General features: G+C 70.2%; 17 protein-coding genes. 9 read left to right on the top strand and 8 right to left on the bottom strand.

Features of this window, described 5'->3' with window-relative positions:
- Positions 1–145 precede the first annotated feature (145 nt).
- From DEU37_RS01570 to DEU37_RS01585, 4 genes are read left to right on the top strand one after another with little or no spacing between them, the layout of a single operon-like run.
- Positions 146–1,834 (top strand): circularly permuted type 2 ATP-grasp protein, encoded by a 1,689-nt coding sequence (locus tag DEU37_RS01570; protein ID WP_016464170.1) that lies wholly within the window; start codon positions 146–148, stop codon positions 1,832–1,834.
- Complete coding sequence (locus DEU37_RS01575; protein ID WP_016464171.1) at positions 1,828–2,760, top strand: alpha-E domain-containing protein; 933 nt, start codon at positions 1,828–1,830, stop codon at positions 2,758–2,760. Before DEU37_RS01570 ends, DEU37_RS01575 begins: the two co-directional genes overlap by 7 nt.
- Entirely contained in the window at positions 2,757–3,602 is an 846-nt protein-coding gene (locus tag DEU37_RS01580; protein ID WP_121188946.1) for a transglutaminase family protein, read from the top strand. Before DEU37_RS01575 ends, DEU37_RS01580 begins: the two co-directional genes overlap by 4 nt.
- Before the next feature lie 43 nt (positions 3,603–3,645).
- Positions 3,646–4,236 (top strand): TetR/AcrR family transcriptional regulator, encoded by a 591-nt coding sequence (locus tag DEU37_RS01585; RefSeq protein WP_121188947.1) that lies wholly within the window; start codon positions 3,646–3,648, stop codon positions 4,234–4,236.
- On the opposite strand, the gene DEU37_RS01590 is transcribed toward DEU37_RS01585, so the two are convergent.
- The 3 genes from DEU37_RS01590 to DEU37_RS01600 are packed head-to-tail and all read right to left on the bottom strand — an operon-like array spanning position 4,237 to position 8,328.
- Entirely contained in the window at positions 4,237–4,737 is a 501-nt protein-coding gene (locus tag DEU37_RS01590) for a MaoC family dehydratase (RefSeq protein ID WP_121188948.1), read from the bottom strand. It lies immediately after the preceding gene.
- Positions 4,734–6,713: a biotin carboxylase N-terminal domain-containing protein gene (locus DEU37_RS01595; protein WP_121188949.1), complete on the bottom strand. Its 1,980-nt coding sequence runs from the start codon at positions 6,711–6,713 to the stop codon at positions 4,734–4,736. Before DEU37_RS01595 ends, DEU37_RS01590 begins: the two co-directional genes overlap by 4 nt.
- Before the next feature lie 4 nt (positions 6,714–6,717).
- Positions 6,718–8,328 (bottom strand): carboxyl transferase domain-containing protein, encoded by a 1,611-nt coding sequence (locus DEU37_RS01600; protein ID WP_121188950.1) that lies wholly within the window; start codon positions 8,326–8,328, stop codon positions 6,718–6,720.
- Positions 8,329–8,403: 75 nt separating this feature from the next.
- Here DEU37_RS01600 and DEU37_RS01605 point away from each other — a divergent pair, with 75 nt between their 5' ends.
- A complete protein-coding gene (locus DEU37_RS01605) occupies positions 8,404–8,895 on the top strand; it encodes a MarR family winged helix-turn-helix transcriptional regulator (protein WP_183043554.1) in 492 nt (163 codons plus the stop codon).
- On the opposite strand, the gene DEU37_RS01610 is transcribed toward DEU37_RS01605, so the two are convergent.
- Positions 8,880–9,368 carry a MarR family winged helix-turn-helix transcriptional regulator gene (locus DEU37_RS01610; protein WP_036286981.1) on the bottom strand — a complete coding sequence of 163 codons (489 nt, stop codon included), beginning with the start codon at positions 9,366–9,368 and terminating at the stop codon, positions 8,880–8,882. The two genes, DEU37_RS01605 and DEU37_RS01610, sit on opposite strands and share 16 nt — an antisense overlap.
- 149 nt (positions 9,369–9,517) lie before the next feature.
- Between DEU37_RS01610 and DEU37_RS01615 the strand changes: the two genes are divergently transcribed.
- Together DEU37_RS01615 and DEU37_RS01620 are read left to right on the top strand one after the other, a co-directional pair.
- Positions 9,518–9,844 (top strand): RNA polymerase subunit sigma, encoded by a 327-nt coding sequence (locus DEU37_RS01615; protein ID WP_121188952.1) that lies wholly within the window; start codon positions 9,518–9,520, stop codon positions 9,842–9,844.
- Positions 9,841–10,182: a peptide ABC transporter permease gene (locus DEU37_RS01620; RefSeq protein ID WP_121188953.1), complete on the top strand. Its 342-nt coding sequence runs from the start codon at positions 9,841–9,843 to the stop codon at positions 10,180–10,182. The genes DEU37_RS01615 and DEU37_RS01620 overlap by 4 nt, the downstream gene beginning before the upstream one ends.
- Before the next feature lie 20 nt (positions 10,183–10,202).
- On the opposite strand, the gene DEU37_RS01625 is transcribed toward DEU37_RS01620, so the two are convergent.
- Positions 10,203–10,559: a protein-L-isoaspartate carboxylmethyltransferase gene (locus DEU37_RS01625; protein WP_121188954.1), complete on the bottom strand. Its 357-nt coding sequence runs from the start codon at positions 10,557–10,559 to the stop codon at positions 10,203–10,205.
- Positions 10,560–10,606: 47 nt separating this feature from the next.
- A complete protein-coding gene (locus tag DEU37_RS01630) occupies positions 10,607–11,209 on the bottom strand; it encodes a TetR/AcrR family transcriptional regulator (protein WP_121188955.1) in 603 nt (200 codons plus the stop codon).
- Between the two features lie 71 nt (positions 11,210–11,280).
- Here DEU37_RS01630 and DEU37_RS01635 point away from each other — a divergent pair, with 71 nt between their 5' ends.
- Positions 11,281–13,329, top strand: a complete 2,049-nt coding sequence (locus DEU37_RS01635) for a beta-galactosidase (protein WP_121188956.1) — start codon at positions 11,281–11,283, stop codon at positions 13,327–13,329.
- On the top strand, positions 13,326–13,907 hold the full coding sequence (locus DEU37_RS01640) for a DUF1349 domain-containing protein (RefSeq protein WP_121188957.1): 582 nt from the start codon (positions 13,326–13,328) through the stop codon (positions 13,905–13,907). Before DEU37_RS01635 ends, DEU37_RS01640 begins: the two co-directional genes overlap by 4 nt.
- Here the strand turns inward: DEU37_RS01640 and DEU37_RS01645 are convergent, their stop codons facing one another.
- Positions 13,908–15,326: a rhamnulokinase family protein gene (locus tag DEU37_RS01645; protein WP_121188958.1), complete on the bottom strand. Its 1,419-nt coding sequence runs from the start codon at positions 15,324–15,326 to the stop codon at positions 13,908–13,910. It lies immediately after the preceding gene.
- A complete protein-coding gene (locus tag DEU37_RS01650; protein WP_121188959.1) occupies positions 15,323–17,359 on the bottom strand; it encodes a bifunctional aldolase/short-chain dehydrogenase in 2,037 nt (678 codons plus the stop codon). Before DEU37_RS01650 ends, DEU37_RS01645 begins: the two co-directional genes overlap by 4 nt.

Genomic DNA, 17,359 nt, shown 5'->3' on the forward strand with positions numbered 1-17,359 from the left:
GAGAGGCAATCTGCCGAGGACAGGCAGGTGGGATGGAGGTGTGCCTGCGTCGGGCAGGTTGCCTGTGCCGGGTCGGCGTCTGGAGGCAGAACCGGCGGCATCCGTCGTCACACTCAGGAAACACGGCCCGGGCTAGGCTCATGGCATGGGTGACCTGTTCGACGGATACGGCTCGACGCTGGCTCCGCGCAAGACCGTCTCCGGCGTCGCGGCCTTCGACGAGATGTTCGCCGCGCCCGCCTCCGCCGGCGCCGCAGCGACGTCCCGTCCGGCGTACCGCGAGCTGTATCAGGCGCTCGCCAAGATGACGCAGGAGGAGCTGCGCGGACGCACCGAGTCGCTCGCCAGTTCGTACCTCGCGCAGGGCGTGACGTTCGACTTCGCCGGCGAGGAACGGCCGTTCCCGCTGGATGCCGTGCCCCGCGTGATCCGGTACGACGAGTGGTCGCATATCGAGAAGGGCGTGCAGCAGCGGGTGCGTGCCCTCGAGGCGTTCCTCGATGACGCGTACGGCCATCAGCACTGCGTGCGCGACGGCGTGCTGCCGGCAGCCCTGATCGCCTCCAGCCAGTACTTCTACCGCCAGGCCGCCGGCATCCACTCGGCCAACGGTGTGCGCATCCAGGTGGCCGGCATCGACCTCATCCGCGACGAGAACGGCGAGATGCGGGTCCTGGAGGACAACGTGCGGGTGCCGTCCGGCGTCAGCTACGTCATCTCCAACCGTCGGGTGATGGCCCAGACGCTCCCCGAGCTGTTCGTCTCGATGCGGGTGCGTCCCGTCGGCGACTACCCGAACAAGCTGTTGCAGGCCCTCCGCGCCTCGGCCCCGCCCGGTATCGACGATCCGAACGTCGTCGTGCTGACGCCCGGTGTGTACAACTCGGCCTATTTCGAGCACACGCTGCTGGCGCGGCTCATGGGCGTCGAGCTCGTCGAGGGGCGCGACCTGCAGTGCGTCGGCGGCAAGGTCTTCATGCGCACGACCCGTGGACCGCGCCGCGTCGACGTCATCTACCGTCGTGTGGACGACGACTTCCTCGACCCGCTGCAGTTCCGCGCCGACTCGATGCTGGGTGCTCCCGGCCTCATGCTCGCCGCGCGTCTGGGCAACGTGACCATCGCGAACGCCGTGGGCAACGGCGTCGCCGACGACAAGCTGCTCTACACGTACGTGCCCGACCTCATCCGCTACTACCTCGCGGAGGAGCCGATCCTCAAGAACGTCGACACGTGGCGGCTCGAAGAGCCGGCCGCCCTCGAAGAGGTGCTCGACCGGCTCGACGAGCTCGTCGTGAAACCGGTCGACGGCTCGGGCGGCAAGGGTCTCGTGGTGGGCCCGGATGCCTCGCCGGCGGAGTTGGAGAAGCTGCGCAAGAAGCTCATCCGCGACCCGCGCGGCTGGATCGCGCAGCCCGTCGTGATGCTGTCGACCATCCCGACGCTCGTCGAGGACGGAATGCGTCCGCGCCACGCGGACCTGCGCCCGTTCGCCGTCAACAACGGCGACGAGGTGTGGGTGCTGCCGGGAGGGCTGACGCGCGTGGCGCTGCCGGAAGGCCAGCTCGTCGTCAACTCCTCGCAGGGCGGCGGGTCCAAGGACACCTGGATCGTCGGCGGCGACGCCCCGCACCGCGGTGATCGCGTCGTGCAGACCGCGGGCGGACTGGCGGGGCTGGTCGCCGATCAGGCCTCCGTCACCGAGGCGATCCCGATCATCTACGACGCGCAGGGCGAGCAGTCGCACTCGCCGCAGGATCGTCCCCTGAGCACGCAGGAGCAGCAGGAGCAGCAGCAACAGGGACGCGATGCGCAGGAGGTGACGCCATGCTGAGCCGGATCGCCGAGAGCCTGTTCTGGATCGGACGCTACATCGAGCGCAGCGACGGCACCGCTCGCATCCTCGACGTGCACCTCCAGCTGCTGCTGGAGGACCCCTGGATCGACGAGGACACCGCGTGCCGCTCGCTCATGGGCGTCATGGGCTCGGTGCCTCCGCCGCCCACCGTCGAGGTGACCCGTTCCGACGTGCTCACCAGCCTCGCCGTCGACCGCGCCAACCCGTCGAGCATCGCGTACGCCGTGCAGGCTTCGCGCGAGAACGCCCGTCGGGCGCGTGAGATCGTCTCGACGGAGCTGTGGGAGACGCTGAACACGACCAACTCGCGGATGCCGCGGCGCCTGCACAACGAGAAGGTGCACGAGTTCTTCCAGTGGGTGCGCGAGCGCTCGGCGCTCGCCGTGGGCATCTCCGACTCTTCCACGAGCCGGGACGAGGCGTGGCAGTTCCTGACGCTGGGGCGCGCGATCGAGCGCACGGACATGACCGCACGACTTCTCGCGACGCGTGCGCTGACCGAGGCATCCGGGCCGTCGTGGACGACGATCCTCCGCTCGTGCGGCGCCTACGAGGCGTACCTGCGCACGTACCGCGGGATGCCGAGCGCGTCCAACGCGGCCGAGTTCCTGCTGCTGGACCGGCTGTTCCCGCGCTCGATCATCTACTCGATCGCCCAGGCCGAGGCCTGCATGCGCGAGATCGACCCCGTGGCCGATCGGGTCGGCCACTCGAACACCGTGCTGCGGGCGCTGGGTCGCATCCGCAACGACCTGGAGTACCGTCCCATCGGCGAGATCCTGAGTGAGCTGCCCGATCACATGGAGCGCGTCCAGAAGGTCACGCGGGAGGCGTCGGAGGCCATCCGCGGGCGCTTCTTCCCCACGCACGCCGAGCCGAGCTGGATCGGAGAGACATCATGATGCGGCTGCGGATCGAGCACACCACCGGTTTCGCCTATCAGGGCGACGTGGGAGCGTCGTACAACGAGGCACGGATGCTGCCCATCTCCACCGACAGTCAGTTCGTGCTGAGCTCGCAACTGGACATCGACCCGTCGACGAGCGTCAACTACTACCTCGACTACTTCGGCACTCGCGTCGCCGCCTTCGACGTGCTCGCCGGCCACCGGTCGCTGGAGATCACCGCCCGCTCGCTCGTCGAGGTGCGCCCGCGGCCGCTCGAGTTCCCCGAGCTGAGCTGGGAGCGGCTCGCAGCCGAGAGCGTGCGCTCGATCGGCACGGTGGAGATGCTCGGGCAGTCGACCCGCACGAGCCCGCATCCCGAGGTCGCCGAGCTCGCGCGCGACATCGCCGCCCGTCACGATGAGCCCGCCCGCGCGGCGCTGGAGATCGCGACCGCCGTCGGCGACGCGATGGAGTACATGCACGGCATCACCGGCGTGCATTCGACCGGTGCGGAGGCGTGGGTCGAGCGCAAGGGCGTCTGCCAGGACATCACCCACATCACGCTCGGGGCCCTCCGCGAGGTCGGTATCCCCGCGCGCTACGTGTCGGGATACCTGCACCCGCAGCCGGATGCCGAGGTCGGCGTGCCCGTGACCGGCGAGTCCCACGCGTGGGTGGAATGGTTCTCGGGCGGGTGGCAGGGGTTCGATCCGACCAACAACGCCGAGATCGGCGACCGGCACGTGCTCGTCGGCCGCGGCCGCGACTACAACGACGTGCCGCCGCTGCGGGGCGTCTACGCCGGCCCGTTCAAGAGCAACCTCCACGTGAAGGTCGCCATCACCCGGGAGGCGTGAGACCTCCGGAGATGACTCCGGGATGGCTGGGTAGGCTGAACCGGTGACGACGTGGCGCAGCTCGCAGAAAGCGGATCGTCGCGCACGCCTGCTCAGCGAGGCCGCCGCGCTCTTCGCGCGGCGCGGATTCGCGGCGGTGACCACCGTCGAGATCGGCGAAGCGGTCGGGATGAGCGGACCCGCGCTCTACAAGCACTTCCGGAGCAAGGATGCGCTCCTCGCGGAACTGCTTCTCAACGCGAGCGAGCGTCTGCTGCAGGGCGCTCGCGAGATCGTCGCTGCCGCCCCGGTCACGGATGCCGCGGCGGCGCGCGCTGCGCTGGACGAGCTCATCGCATTCCATATTGGCTTCGCGACCGCGGCCCCCGACATCATCCGCATCCAGGATCGGGAACTGGCCGGACTCGACGCGGAGACCAACCAACGCGTGCGCCGGCTGCAGCGCGAGTACGTGCAGGACTGGGACGCGGTGCTCGCCGCGGCTGTTCCTCGCCTGAGTGCGGCCGAACGCGAGACGCGGCTGCTCGGGGTCTTCGGGCTGCTCAACTCGACGCCCCACAGCGCGCCCGCCAGCGGTGCGGAGGCCGCCGGTATCCTCGCCGCGATGGCGCACCGGGCTCTGGTCGAGGGATGATCACGCCCGTCGCGGCGCCGCGGGCAGGCATCGCATGAGGGTCATGCGCGTCGCGGTGGCCACGACCTCGCCGCGCTGGTTGCGCATCGCGTGGGCGAACTCCACGATGCCCTGCCCCGGTCGGGACGACGACAGGCGCTTTCGGGTGATGAGCGTCTCGGCGTAGAGGGTGTCGCCGACGCGCACCGGCGCCGGGAACGCCACCTGACCGAAGCCCAGGTTCGCCACGATCGTTCCCTGCGTGAGCTGGGCGACCGAGAGACCGACCATCGTCGACAGGGTGAACATGCTGTTGACGAGACGCTCCCCGAACTCGGTATCGGCCGCCCACGCGGCATCCAGGTGCAGCGACTGCGTGTTCATGGTGAGCGTCGTGAACAGCACGTTGTCGGCCTCTGTGACGGTGCGCCCGGGAGCGTGCACGTAGAGCGCCCCCTCGACGATCTCGTCGAAGTAGAGCCCCCGCTGCTCGATCCGTGTCGGAGCGATGTCGTCGCTCATGCGTCCTCCTTCTCGATCGTGGCCACGATGCCGCCACGGGCGACCTGATCGCCGGCGGCGACCCGCAGCCGCACGGTGCCGGCCACCGTGGCGCGCAGCACGTGTTCCATCTTCATCGCCTCCACCGCCACGATCACCTCGCCCACCTCGACGTGGGCGCCCTCGTCGACCGCCACCATGACGACGGTGCCCGGGAGGGGGGAGGTGAGCGTGGGGGAGGCGTCGGCTGCGCGGTCCCGCCCGTGCACCTCGCGATGCGCGCGCACGTGGACCGCGTCGCCGTCAGCATGCAGCCAGAGCCCGCCCGGTCCCGCAGCGAACGGGAAGGAGCGTCCGAGACCGCCGATGCCGACCGTTGCCCGTCCCTCGTCGAGGGCGACCGTGGCGGCTCGTGGTTCGCCGTCACCGACCGCGACGCGCAGAGGCGACGCCCACACCCGCACCCGCTCCCGCCGCGCAGAGGTCTCGAGGTCGAACACGCTCGGTGCCGCCGGACCGAGCCGCCACCCGTCGGTGCGCGCCCAGGGTCCTGTCGGGCCGGTTGCGGTCGCGCACTCGGGCTGTGCGTGCATGACGAGAGCGGCCTCCGCGAAGGTACGCTCCGAGGTCTCGGGAAAGGGCAGGTCGTCGAAGACGCGGGCGATGAGCCCGGTGTCGAGCTCGCCGGCGACGACTTCGGGGCGTTCGAGCAGCAGCCTCAGGAAGGTGAGGTTGGTCTCGAACCCGAAGATCGCGGTCTGCTCGATGGCTCCCACGAGGCGACGCCGCGCCTGCTCGCGGCTCGGCGCCCACGCGATGAGCTTCGCGAGCATCGGGTCGTAGTCGGTGGAGACAGTCACGCCGTCCTCGAGGGACGTGTCGACGCGGATGCCGGGACCCGAGGGGTGCACGACCCGTTCGACGCGGCCTCCGGTGGGCAGGAAGCCCGCCGGCGGGTCCTCGGCGTACACGCGCACCTCGATGGCTTGGCCGTTCAGGCGTACATCCTGCTGGCGGAACGGCAGCGGCTCGCCCGCGGCGATCTTGACCTGCAGCTCCACCAGATCGAGGCCGGTGACGAGCTCGGTGACCGGGTGTTCCACCTGCAGGCGCGTGTTCATCTCCATGAAGAAGAACTCGTCCGGCCTGTCGCCGGGAACGATGAACTCCACGGTGCCGGCGCCCACGTATCCGACGCTGCGCGCCGTCTCGCACGCGGCGGCCCCGATGCGGGCGCGCGTCGCGGCATCCAGCAGCGGGGACGGAGCCTCCTCGACCACTTTCTGATGCCGTCGCTGCAGCGAGCACTCGCGCTCGCCGAGATGAACGACGTTGCCGTGGGTGTCGGCGATCACCTGCACCTCGATGTGTCGTGGCGTCGTGACGTAGCGCTCGAGGAAGAGCGTGTCGTCGCCGAAAGAGGCGGCCGCCTCGCGTCGCGCGGCGGCGACGGCCGCCGGAAGCTGCGCCTCCTCCTCGACGACGTGCATGCCTTTGCCGCCCCCGCCCGCGGAGGGCTTGATGAGGACGGGGAAGCCGACTTTCGCGGCGCCGGCGATCAGCTCCTCGTCGGTGAGGTCGGGGCGGGCCAGGCCCGGAACCGTGGGTACGCCCCTGGCTTCCACCGTCTGCTTGGCGGAGATCTTGTCGCCCATGATCTCGATCGCTGTGGCGCTCGGGCCGATGAAGACGATGCCGGCATCCGCGCACGCGCTCGCGAACGCGGCGTTCTCGGCGAGGAAGCCGAATCCGGGGTGGATGGCCTCGGCGCCGGTCTGCCGTGCGGCATCCAGCACCCGCTCGATCGACAGGTAGCTCTGAGCGGCGGGGGCGGGCCCGAGGCGCACCGCTTCGTCGGCGAGACGGACATGCACGGCATCGGCGTCGGCGTCGCTGAAGACGGCGACCGAGCGGATGCCGAGGCTTCGGAGGGTGCGGATGATGCGCACGGCGATCTCGCCGCGGTTGGCGATGAGGACCTTCGTGATGGTGGTCATGCGATCACATCCGGAAGACGCCGTAGCCGGCATCGGTCATCGGGGCACGGGAGACCACGTCGAGAGCGAGTCCGAGCACGTCGCGCGTCTGCGCGGGCTCGATCACGCCGTCGTCCCAGAGCCGGGCGGTGGAGTAGTAAGGGCTGCCCTGGCGCTCGTACTGCGCGCGGATGGGTGCTTCGAACGCCGCCTTCTCTTCTTCGCTCCAGGCGGTTCCGGCGGCGCTGAGCTGCTCGCCCCGCACGGTCGAGAGCACGGATGCCGCCTGTGCGCCGCCCATGACCGACACCCGCGCCCCCGGCCACAGCCACAGGAAGCGCGGGGAGTAGGCGCGACCGCACATGGAGTAGGTCCCGGCGCCGAACGATCCGCCCACCACGACCGTGAGCTTCGGCACGCGGGCGCAGGCGACGGCGTTGACCATCTTCGCGCCGTGCTTGGCGATGCCGCCGTGCTCGTACTCGCGCCCCACCATGAAGCCCGTGATGTTCTGGAGGAACAGCAGCGGGATGCCGCGTTGGTCGCAGAGCTCGATGAAGTGCGCCCCCTTCAGCGCCGATTCGGCGAACAGGACGCCGTTGTTGGCGACGATGCCGACGGGGTGGCCGTGGATGTGGGCGAAGCCGGTGACGAGGGTCTCGCCGTACTCGTGCTTGAACTCGGCGAACCGGCTGCCATCGACGAGTCGGGTGATGATCTCGCGCGCGTCGTAGGGCGAGGTCAGCTCGACCGGCACCACGTCGTAGAGGGTCTCGGCGTCGTGCAGGGGCGGATCGGCCGGGCCGCGGTCGTAGGGCAAGGCAGCGGGTCGCGGCAAGGTGGCGACGATGTCGCGAACGATCTGGATCGCGTGGTGGTCGTTCTCGGCGAGATGATCGGTGACGCCCGAGATGCGCGAGTGTGTGAGCCCGCCGCCGAGTTCCTCCGCGGTGACGACCTCGCCGGTCGCGGCCTTCACGAGCGGCGGCCCACCGAGGAAGATCGTTCCCTGGTCGCGCACGATCACGGTCTCATCGCTCATTGCGGGCACGTAGGCGCCGCCTGCGGTCGAGGATCCCATCACGGCCGAGATCTGCGCGATGCCGTCGCGCGACATCCGAGCCTGGTTGAAGAAGATGCGGCCGAAGTGGTCGCGGTCGGGGAACACCTCGTCCTGCAGGGGCAGGAAGGCGCCGCCGGAGTCGACGAGGTAGATGCAGGGGAGGCGGTTCTCGGCGGCGACCTCCTGCGCACGCAGGTGCTTCTTCACGGTCATCGGGTAGTACGTACCGCCTTTGACGGTGGCGTCGTTGGCGACGACCATCACGTGGCGCCCCTGCACGAGGCCGATGCCGGCGACGACCCCGGCGGCGGGGGCGTCGCCGCCGTACAGACCGTGCGCGGCGAGGGGTGCGAGCTCGAGGAAAGGACTGGCCCGGTCCAGCAGCAGATCGATCCTGTCGCGAGCGAGCAGCTTGCCGCGGTCGGTGTGCCGTTGGCGCGCGTTCTCGGGCCCGCCCTGTGCGGCTCTCTCGCGCACCTCGCGCAGCGTCGCCACGAGCTCGCGGTACCCGTCCGTCGTCGTCGACACGGCATCCTCATTTCGGTTATCAATCAGTAACCCAATCAGGAACATAGCGCCTGAGGCGAGGATTGTCCACCGTCATCATCGATCTGGGGCTGGAGCACGATGGTGCGGCACAATATTGCGATGAGCACGTCCGCCGAGCAGCCGCCGTCCTACTGGTATGTGGACGAGGACGCGCGCTCGACGTCGGTCATGGAGGCCATGCGCTCCTACCGGGCTGCCGAGGTCGCGATGCGGCGGAGGACCCAGCAGTCGATGGACATGGGGGAGAACGAGCTTCTCGTGCTCCGCTTCCTCGCGCGCGCACGCCTGCGCCACGAGGATGTGACGCCCGTCACCCTGAGCCGCTATCTCGGGATCACCTCCGCGTCCACGACCGCACTGCTGGACCGGCTCGAGAAGTCCGGCCACATCACGCGGACCCCCAACCCCGGCGATCGCCGCAGCGTGCTCATCCGCTCCAGCGAGAAGTCCGATGACGAGGTGCGTCAGACGCTCTCAGCGATGCACGAGCGCATGATGGCGGTCGTTCGCGAAATGGATCAGGACCAGCGGGACACGGTCATCCGCTTCCTCGACGCGATGCGCGTCGCGGTCGATCACATCGACGCGTAGTCGCGAGCGATCGTGGGGTCGGCGATCTCGTCGGCGGCGTCGGTCGCGGCATCCAGGAAGGCGATCACGGCGGCTCGTCCCTCCTCGGACAGATGGTCGATGGTTGTCGCCACGCGGTTCTCGAAGGCGTCGACCAGGGTTGCAACCTCGGCTGCCGCGCGCGCGGTCGGAGCGATGAGGATGCTGCGCCGATCGGTGGGATGGCTCACGCGCTGAACACTCCCGAGGCGCTCCAGCCGGTCGAGCAGGGCCGTCGTCGACGCGGAGCTGATGCCGAGGTGGCGCGAGATCTCGCTCGGCTTGACGTCGGTTCCCGCGCGATCGCAGGCCAGAACGTACTGAAGGATGCGCAACTCGTTCTCGCCGAGGGCGGCATGGGTGCGCACGCGCTGATGCATCTGCGCGTCGGCCGCTCTGAAGCGTGCCAGAGCATCCAGGACGGGGGTCGCGTCGGGCGTGTGTGCGGTCGTCACCTCACCCACCTCCCAGAAGAAGTCATCGCCGAAAAGCTACGGTGCCACCAATATAGCTCATGAATTATCTCGCTTGACTAACTACTTATTCACGGAATAACCTTTCTCGTAACCAACCGGGCGTAACGCACCACACCGAGGGAGTCACGATGGGACGCATGTACTACGGCAACAGCTCCGACGCGATCGAGATCGACGACGTCGACCTCGCCCACCTGCGGATGGTCGCGATGACCAAGCTCCGCCGGTCGGAGGGCTTCAGCCTCACGTTCTCGTCGCCCGCCGACGGGCGGACGGCCCTCTGGGTGCACAGCGCGATTCCGCTGCGCTTCGAGTTCGACGACGCGGAGCCCATCCGCCTCGACCCGGCACGCGTCAACGAGATCGCCCAGGCGGCGGCATCGGCATCCGGAATCGTCATGGAGCGGGCCCTCGCCACGGTGCCGTCGCGTGCAGAACTGGCGGCCGTGGCATGAGTATCGCCGCTCCGGCGTCCGCGGGGCGCGTGACCTGGGCCCGTGTCAGTGAGGACTTCTTCGTCGCCTCACGCACCGGCGACTACGTGGGCTGCGTGGAGGGCACGCCCGACGGACACTTCGTCGGCTTCGACTCGCGCTCGACCCCCGTCGGCCGTTACACGACCCTGGTCGACGCTCAGCGCGCGGTGTTCGGCGCTCATGCCGCGCGGCCCGAACCCGGTGTCGAGTCGCCGTCGACGCGCGCGCAAGCGCTGTGGCAGACGGCGGCGACGGTGAGCGGAATCGTCGCGCTCGGCGCGCTGGCGACCGCCGTGTTCACGACGCCTCTGGTCTAGATCGCACCGCGCGGTGCGGCTCAGACCGCGGCCGTCGATGCGTCGGCGATGGCCTGCTCGGTGCGTTCCTGCAGATAACCGCACAGGTCGGCGAGGGCGGAGAGATCGGCCGACAGGCGAGCCACGCCCGCGGCGTCGAGGTCGAAGCCCTCGGTGCGGGGCTCGAACGTGACCATCCATCGAGCCTGACCGTCGGTGACGATCGGCTGGATATAGGTGACCGTGGAGGCGTTGCTCAAGGCGACGACCACCAGGCCCGATTCGGGCCCCGGCGTGAAGTCCTTCTCGAGAACCGAGACGAAGGAGGGGTCCACGCGCCGGTCGTCGAGGTAGTCGCGCACCCATGCCGCGACCGTCGCCTGGTTGCGATAGGGCATGGGAACCTCGATCCGTGGCTTCAGTGTGCCGGAAGGCACAACACCCATTATGCCGCCCGTGGGCGCAGCGCCGTCGACAGCAGGAGCGACATCGCGGAAACGGGATTCGAGTCGTCCGCGAGCCAGCGGATCTGAATGCCCTCCCACCCCGTGATGACCAGAGCCGCCAGGGCGCTGTCGTCACCGACCGGCGGATCGATCCTCCCGGCGGCGCGATCGGTCGCGATCGCGGCAGCGTAGTCGGCGATGAGGCGCGCGTAGCGCTGCTGGAGCCAGTCGTGTGCCTCGTGTCCCGGGTAGGTCGCCTCCGCCGAGACGATCGAGAACATGCGCACCAGCTCCCGACGGTCGAGGTTGCGCTCGACGATGCCGAGCACGGTCGGGATGAGGCCGTCGCGACGGGTGCGTGCGAGAAAGTCGGCGTCTGCGGCATCCTCCTGCTCCAAGACGGCTGCCAGCAGCGACACCTTCGTCGGGAAGTGATGCATGACCGTCGTCAGGCCGAGCCCCAGCTCGGCGGCGATTTGGCGCAGTGAGCCTCCGCGGTAGCCGTGCGCGCTGAAGATGGCCGTCGCCGACGCGATGATCTCCGCGCGCCGTTCGGCCGACTTCGCGTACGGACCGCGGCGAGCCGGAGTCGGGGTCGTCATGGCATGACAGCGTACCGTGGGGCCCGTCGAAAAACCGTGCATCTGCACGATATTCGAGATAGGATGCCGTCATGGCAACGCAGGCACGGGAGTATCGCTGGGTCCGAGACGGAGCGACGGGGGCGCGGCGCATGCGCTACGGCGCCGACTACAACCCTGAGCAGTGGTCCCGCGACGTCTGGGCCGAGGACATGCGTCTGATGCGCGAGGCCGGCGTGAACGTCGTGTCGCTCGCCATCTTCTCCTGGGCGCTGCTGGAGCCGCGTCCGGGCGAATACGACTTCACCTGGCTCGACGAGGTCATCGATCTGCTGCATGAGAACGGCATCGACGTCGACCTCGCCACGGCGACGGCCTCGCCGCCGGCCTGGCTGTCGCAGCGGCATCCCGAGATCCTTCCGCAGACCGAGGACGGCACCGTGCTGTGGCCGGGTGCCCGCCAGCACTGGCGGCCCACCTCTCCCGTGTTCCGTGAGCACGCCCTGCGACTCGTGCGCGCCCTCGCCGAGCGCTACGGCGAGCATCCTGCGATCATCGCCTGGCACATCTCGAACGAGCTGGGCTGCCACAACATCTACGACTACTCCGATGACGCCGCCCGCGCCTTCCGCGGCTGGCTTCGGCAGCGCTACGGCACGCTCGATGCTCTCAACGACGCGTGGGGCACGGCCTTCTGGTCGCAGCAATACACCGAGTGGGATCAGATCCTGCCCCCGCGCACCGCGCCCACGCACCGCAACCCCGGCCAGCGGCTCGACTTCGAGCGCTTCTGCTCGGATGCCGTCCGCGATCACCTCCGCGCCGAGGCCGCCGTGCTCGCCGAGGTCACACCGGACATCCCGTTCACGACCAACTTCATGGTCGCCCAGAACGTGCGCGACATCGACTACCCCTCGTGGGCGGGCGACGTCGACTTCGTCTCCAACGACCACTACCTGCGTCCCGGAGAGGTCGGCCGTGACGACCTCTCGTTCTGGGCGAACCTCACTGGCAACATCGCCGAGGGGCGGCCGTGGTTCCTCATGGAGCACGCGCCGAGCGCGATCAACTGGCGCGAGGTGAACCCGCCCAAGCGGCCGGGCGTGCTGCTGCGCGACGCGCTGACCCACGTCGGGCACGGCGCCGATGCCGTGTGCTTCTTCCAGTGGCGTCAGTCGCGGGCCGGGGGCGAGCGCTACCACTCCGGCATGGTGCCGCACGCCGGCGCGCACAGCCGCGTCTTCCGCGACGTCGTCGCGCTCGGCGCGCGTCTGGGTGAGCTGTCGGCGGTCACCGGTTCGCACCGCGAGCGTGCCCGCGTCGCCGTCGTCTTCGACTACGAGTCCTGGTGGGTCAGTGGGCGCGACTCGCACCCCACCGACGCGATCCGCTACGACGACGAGACGCTGGCCTGGTATCGCGCGCTGCTGGATCTCGGTGTGCGCGCCGACGTCGTTCCGGTCTCGGCATCCCTCGACGACTACGACGTGGTCATCGCGCCGATGCTGCACGTCATGCCCGACGCGTTGCGCGCCCGGCTGGAGGACGTCGTCCGCAGCGGTCGTCATCTCGTGACGACGTACTTCTCCGGCATCGTCGACGAGCACGACCGGGTGTGGCTCGGGGGCTACCCGGGTGCCCTTCGCGACGTCCTCGGCGTGACGGTGGAAGAGTTCGTGCCGCTTCTGCCCGAAGAATCGGCCCTGCTCGCCTCCGGCGCCCGCGCGGCGCACTGGAGCGAGCGGATCTCCCGCGTCGGCGCCGACGTCGAGGTGCTGGACACCTACGCGGCGGGCGAGCTCGCCGGGATGCCGGCCGTCACCCACCGCCGTGTCGGGACCGGGTCGGCGACCTACGTGTCCGCCGACCTCGGTCGGGAGGGCGCCCGCGCTCTGCTCGAGCGTCTCGCCGGTGAGATCGACGCGCTCGCAGCCGACCCGCTCGCGGCGGGAGGCCGGCTCGAGGTCATCGTCCGCGGGGACGAGGCGACCCGGCACGTGTTCCTCGTCAACCGCACCGACGAGGAGGTCGTCATCGATGCCGCCCGCGTCGCCCCGCGCGGCGTGGAGGTGCTGACCCTGCACGCGGGTCCGGCGGATGCCGCCGCCGTCGGTGCCGGGCGCGGCAGGATGGACGCATGAGGGAGCGCATCGCCTGGGACGGCGGAACGTGGACGACCCCGCCGGCAGCCGTGCGCGCCCAGGGCGATGCGCTGGCCGTCACGGCCGTCGAAGGCAGCGATGCGTGGCGTCGCACCGCGTACGGCTTCATCCATGACACCGAGCACGCGTTGATCGCCCCGCTGCCGGTCGGCACCGCCATGGAGGTCGTCTTCGAGGCCGACTTCACGGCGCAGTTCGATCAGGCGGGCCTGTTCGTGCGCGCCGATGAGGAGCGCTGGATGAAAGCCGGAGTCGAGAACGCCGACGGTGTGCTCGGAGTCGGCGCCGTCGTCACCGACACCATGTCGGACTGGTCGGTCGGGGCCGTGCCGGAATGGGCGGGGCGGCGACTTCGCGTCCGCGTCAGCCGCGGCGAGGACGCCCTCACGGTGCGTGCCGGCGTCGACGGCGAGCCGATGCGACTGGTGCGGGTCGCGCCGTTCCGCGGCGACCTCGACGCGCAGGCGGGACCGATGGTGTGTGCGCCGACGCGCGCCGGCCTCGAGGTCGTGTTCACCGAGTGGCTGCGCACCGAGGCCGACGCGTCGCTGCACTGATCACGCCCGCGGTTCGTATCGTCGCAGCTCCTGGGTGCGCGCGACGAGGTCTCGCAGGTCCTCCAGCTCGCCGGTGATGATGCCGGCCGTGCGCGCCTGGACCAGGATGTTGCCGAACGCCGTCGCCTCGACCGGTCCCGCGACGACCGGCAGGCCGCACCGGTCGGCCGTGCGCTGACAGAGCAGTTCGTTGAGCGCACCCCCGCCGACGAGATGCACGGTGCGCACGTCCACGCCGCCCAGCCGGGACGTGGTGGCCACGGCATCCGCGAAGGCCTGCGCGAGCGACTCGACGATCGCGCGGACGTACGCGGCACGCGTGCGGGGCGGGGCCATTCCGTGCTCGTCGCACCACGCGTCGATGCGCGCCGGCATGTCGCCGGGGGCGAGGAAGCGGGGGTCGTCGACGTCGAACACGGGCGCGGCGGATGCCGGGACCTGCGCCGCGGCGGCCAGCAGCGTGCCCAGAGCGAGTTCCTCTCCGCCGCGCGACCAGCCGCGGACGCTCTCGCTGAGGATCCACAGCCCCATGACGTTGTGCAGCAGGCGCACGCGCCCGTCGACGCCCCCCTCGTTGGTGACGTTGGCCGCGCGCACCGCGGGGGTCAGCACCGGATGGGCGACCTCGACGCCGACCAGCCCCCACGTTCCGCACGAGATGTACGCGGCGGCCTCGGCCCGCATGGGCACGGCGACGACTGCGGATGCCGTGTCGTGCGAGCCCACCGCGACGACGGGAGCCGCACCTCCCACGACCGCCTGGACGGAGGGCAGCAGCTCGCCGATCCGCTCGCCGGGAGCGATGAGGGCGGGAAGCAGCGCGCGCGGCAGTCCGAGAGCGGCCACGAGCTCGTCGTCCCAGCGTCGGGTCCGCGCAGCGAGCAGGCCCGTCGTCGACGCGTTGGTGAGCTCGGCGCGGCGCGCGCCGGTGAGCCAGAAGGCGATGAGATCGGGCATCAGCAGCAGTGTGTCGGCGACCGTCATCAGCTCGGGCGGCTCGGCGGCGAGCTGATACGCCGTCGTGAAGGGCAGGAACTGCAGTCCGTTGCGGGCGAACAGCTCGTCGCGCGCGATGGTGGCCTCCACCGCCGCGACGCCGCGCGCGGTGCGCTCATCGCGATAGTGGAACGGGACGCCGAGCAGCCGACCCTCCCGCAGCAGGCCGTAGTCGACGGCCCACGAGTCCACGCCGATGCTCTCCAGGCGCGCCTCGGCGCGGAACGCTTCGCGCAGTCCGCGTAAGGATGCGCCATAGAGCCCTGCGGCATCCCAATGCAGGCCGTTGCCCAGACGGATCGGATCATTCGGAAATCTCGCCACCGTCTCGGCCTCGAGGATGCCGCGGCCGATGCGCCCGAGGACGACCCGTCCGCTGGTCGCGCCCAGATCGATCGCGGCGACCGCGCGCGGCGTGCTCATCGCAGGAACGCGGCCGCGACACCCGAGTCGACCGGGACGTGCAGGCCTGTGGTGCGCGACAGCTCCGGCCCGGTGAGCACCGACACCGCGTCGGCGACGTTCTCGGGGACGACCTCGCGCTTGAGGATCGTGCGGTTCGCGTAGAACTGGCCGAGATCCTCCTCCTTGACCCCGTAGGTCGCGGCGCGGTTCGCGCCCCAGCCGGCGGCGAAGATGCCCGAGCCGCGCACGACGCCGTCCGGGTTGATGCCGTTGACACGCACCCCGTGCTCGCCGAGCTCGACCGCGAGCAGACGCACCTGGTGCGCCTGGTCGGCCTTGGTCGCGGAGTAGGCGATGTTGTTCGGGCCGGCGAACACGCTGTTCTTCGACGAGACGTAGATGACGTCGCCGCCCATCTTCTGCGCGATGAGCGCCTTCGCGGCCGCCTTCGACACGAGGAAGGAGCCCTTGGCCATCACATCGTGCTGCAGATCCCAGTCCTTCTCGGTCGTCTCCAGCAGCGGCTTCGACAGCGAGAGACCGGCGTTGTTGACGACGAGGTCGATGCCGCCGAACGCGAGGACCGTCGCATCGATCGCCGCCTGGACGGCCTCGGCATCCGCCACGTCCGCGGCGACGCCGATCGCGACGTCCGGCCCGCCGAGCTCGGCGGCGGCGGCCTGGGCCTTGGCGAGGTTGAGGTCGGCGATCACGACGCACGCGCCCTCGGCGGCGAGGCGTCTCGCGATGGCCTTGCCGATGCCCGAGGCCGCCCCCGTGACGAACGCGATGCGCCCCTGGTGGCTCTTCGGCTTCGGAAGGCGCTGCAGCTTCGCCTCCTCGAGCGCCCAATACTCGATGCGGAACTTCTCGGCATCCGAGATCGGCGTGTACGTGGAGACCGCCTCGGCCCCGCGCATGACGTTGATCGCGTTGACGTAGAACTCGCCCGCGATGCGCGCCGTCTGCTTCGTGGCGCCGTAGGAGAACATGCCGACCCCGGGCACCAGCACGATGAGCGGGTCGGCGCCGCGCATCTGGGGGCTGTCGGCGTCGGCGTGCGCGTCGTAGTACGCACGGTAGTCGGCGCGGTAGTCGGCGACCAGCTCGTGCAGGCGGGCGAGCTGGTCGTCGAGGGATGCCGTGGCCGGCAGGTCCAGCAGCAGCGGCTTCACTTTGGTGCGCAGGAAGTGGTCGGGGCAGCTGGTGCCCAGCGCGGCCAGGCGCGGCGCCGACTCGGATGCGAGGAACTCCAACACGGTGTCGCTGTCGGTGACGTGACCGAGCATCGGACGGTCGGTCGAGACGAGACCGCGGATGGTGGGCGCGAGCGCGGCCGCGCGGGCACGCCGCTCCGCGACGGGAAGCGCGCGGTAGCCGTCGCGAACTCCTCCGAACGGAGCCGGATCACCGTGTTCGGCGAGGTAGGCGGCGGCCTCCCCGATGATCGTGGCGGAGTTGCGCTTGGCCTCAGCGCTGGTCTCGCCCCACGCCGTGATGCCGTGACCGCCCAGGATCGTGCCGATCGCCTGCGGGTTCTCGGCCTTGATCGCGGCGATGTCGAGCCCCAGCTGGAAGCCGGGGCGCCGCCAGGGCACCCAGACCACGCGATCGCCGAAGATCGCGCGGGTGAGGGCGGGGCCGTCGGCGGCGGTGGCGATCGCGATGCCGGCATCGGGGTGCAGGTGGTCGACGTGCGCGGCATCCACGAGCGCGTGCATCGCGGTGTCGATCGAGGGGGCCGCGCCGCCGCGCCCGTGCAGGCAGTAGTCCAAGGCGGCGACCATCTCGTCTTCGCGGTCGCCGCCGGGGTAGACGTCGACGAGCGCGCGCACGCGCTCCAGACGAAGGACCGCGAGTCCCGATTCGGTGAGCGTGCCGAGGTCGCCCCCCGAGCCCTTGACCCACAGCAGCTCGACGGGCGCCCCGGTGACCGGGTCGATGTCTGTGCCCTTGGCAGACGTGTTGCCGCCGGCGTAGTTCGTGTTCGCGGGGTCGGCGCCCAGGCGGTTGCTGCGGGCGAGGAGCTCGGCGACGGTGGCGTTCGTCAT

The organism is Microbacterium sp. AG790, from assembly GCF_003634765.1.
In the GTDB taxonomy this organism is placed as follows: domain Bacteria; phylum Actinomycetota; class Actinomycetes; order Actinomycetales; family Microbacteriaceae; genus Microbacterium.

Bases quoted from the DNA above. Each gene is read 5' to 3' on its own strand.
- DEU37_RS01570 (WP_016464170.1), top strand. From the start codon at position 146: ATGGGTGACCTGTTCGACGGATACGGCTCGACGCTGGCTCCGCGCAAG.
- DEU37_RS01575 (WP_016464171.1), top strand. From the start codon at position 1,828: ATGCTGAGCCGGATCGCCGAGAGCCTGTTCTGGATCGGACGCTACATC.
- DEU37_RS01580 (WP_121188946.1), top strand. From the start codon at position 2,757: ATGATGCGGCTGCGGATCGAGCACACCACCGGTTTCGCCTATCAGGGC.
- DEU37_RS01590 (WP_121188948.1), bottom strand. From the start codon at position 4,737: ATGAGCGACGACATCGCTCCGACACGGATCGAGCAGCGGGGGCTCTAC.
- DEU37_RS01595 (WP_121188949.1), bottom strand. From the start codon at position 6,713: ATGACCACCATCACGAAGGTCCTCATCGCCAACCGCGGCGAGATCGCC.
- DEU37_RS01600 (WP_121188950.1), bottom strand. From the start codon at position 8,328: ATGTTCCTGATTGGGTTACTGATTGATAACCGAAATGAGGATGCCGTG.
- DEU37_RS01605 (WP_183043554.1), top strand. From the start codon at position 8,404: ATGAGCACGTCCGCCGAGCAGCCGCCGTCCTACTGGTATGTGGACGAG.
- DEU37_RS01615 (WP_121188952.1), top strand. From the start codon at position 9,518: ATGGGACGCATGTACTACGGCAACAGCTCCGACGCGATCGAGATCGAC.
- DEU37_RS01620 (WP_121188953.1), top strand. From the start codon at position 9,841: ATGAGTATCGCCGCTCCGGCGTCCGCGGGGCGCGTGACCTGGGCCCGT.
- DEU37_RS01625 (WP_121188954.1), bottom strand. From the start codon at position 10,559: ATGCCCTATCGCAACCAGGCGACGGTCGCGGCATGGGTGCGCGACTAC.
- DEU37_RS01630 (WP_121188955.1), bottom strand. From the start codon at position 11,209: ATGACGACCCCGACTCCGGCTCGCCGCGGTCCGTACGCGAAGTCGGCC.
- DEU37_RS01635 (WP_121188956.1), top strand. From the start codon at position 11,281: ATGGCAACGCAGGCACGGGAGTATCGCTGGGTCCGAGACGGAGCGACG.
- DEU37_RS01640 (WP_121188957.1), top strand. From the start codon at position 13,326: ATGAGGGAGCGCATCGCCTGGGACGGCGGAACGTGGACGACCCCGCCG.
- DEU37_RS01645 (WP_121188958.1), bottom strand. From the start codon at position 15,326: ATGAGCACGCCGCGCGCGGTCGCCGCGATCGATCTGGGCGCGACCAGC.
- DEU37_RS01650 (WP_121188959.1), bottom strand. From the start codon at position 17,359: ATGACGAACGCCACCGTCGCCGAGCTCCTCGCCCGCAGCAACCGCCTG.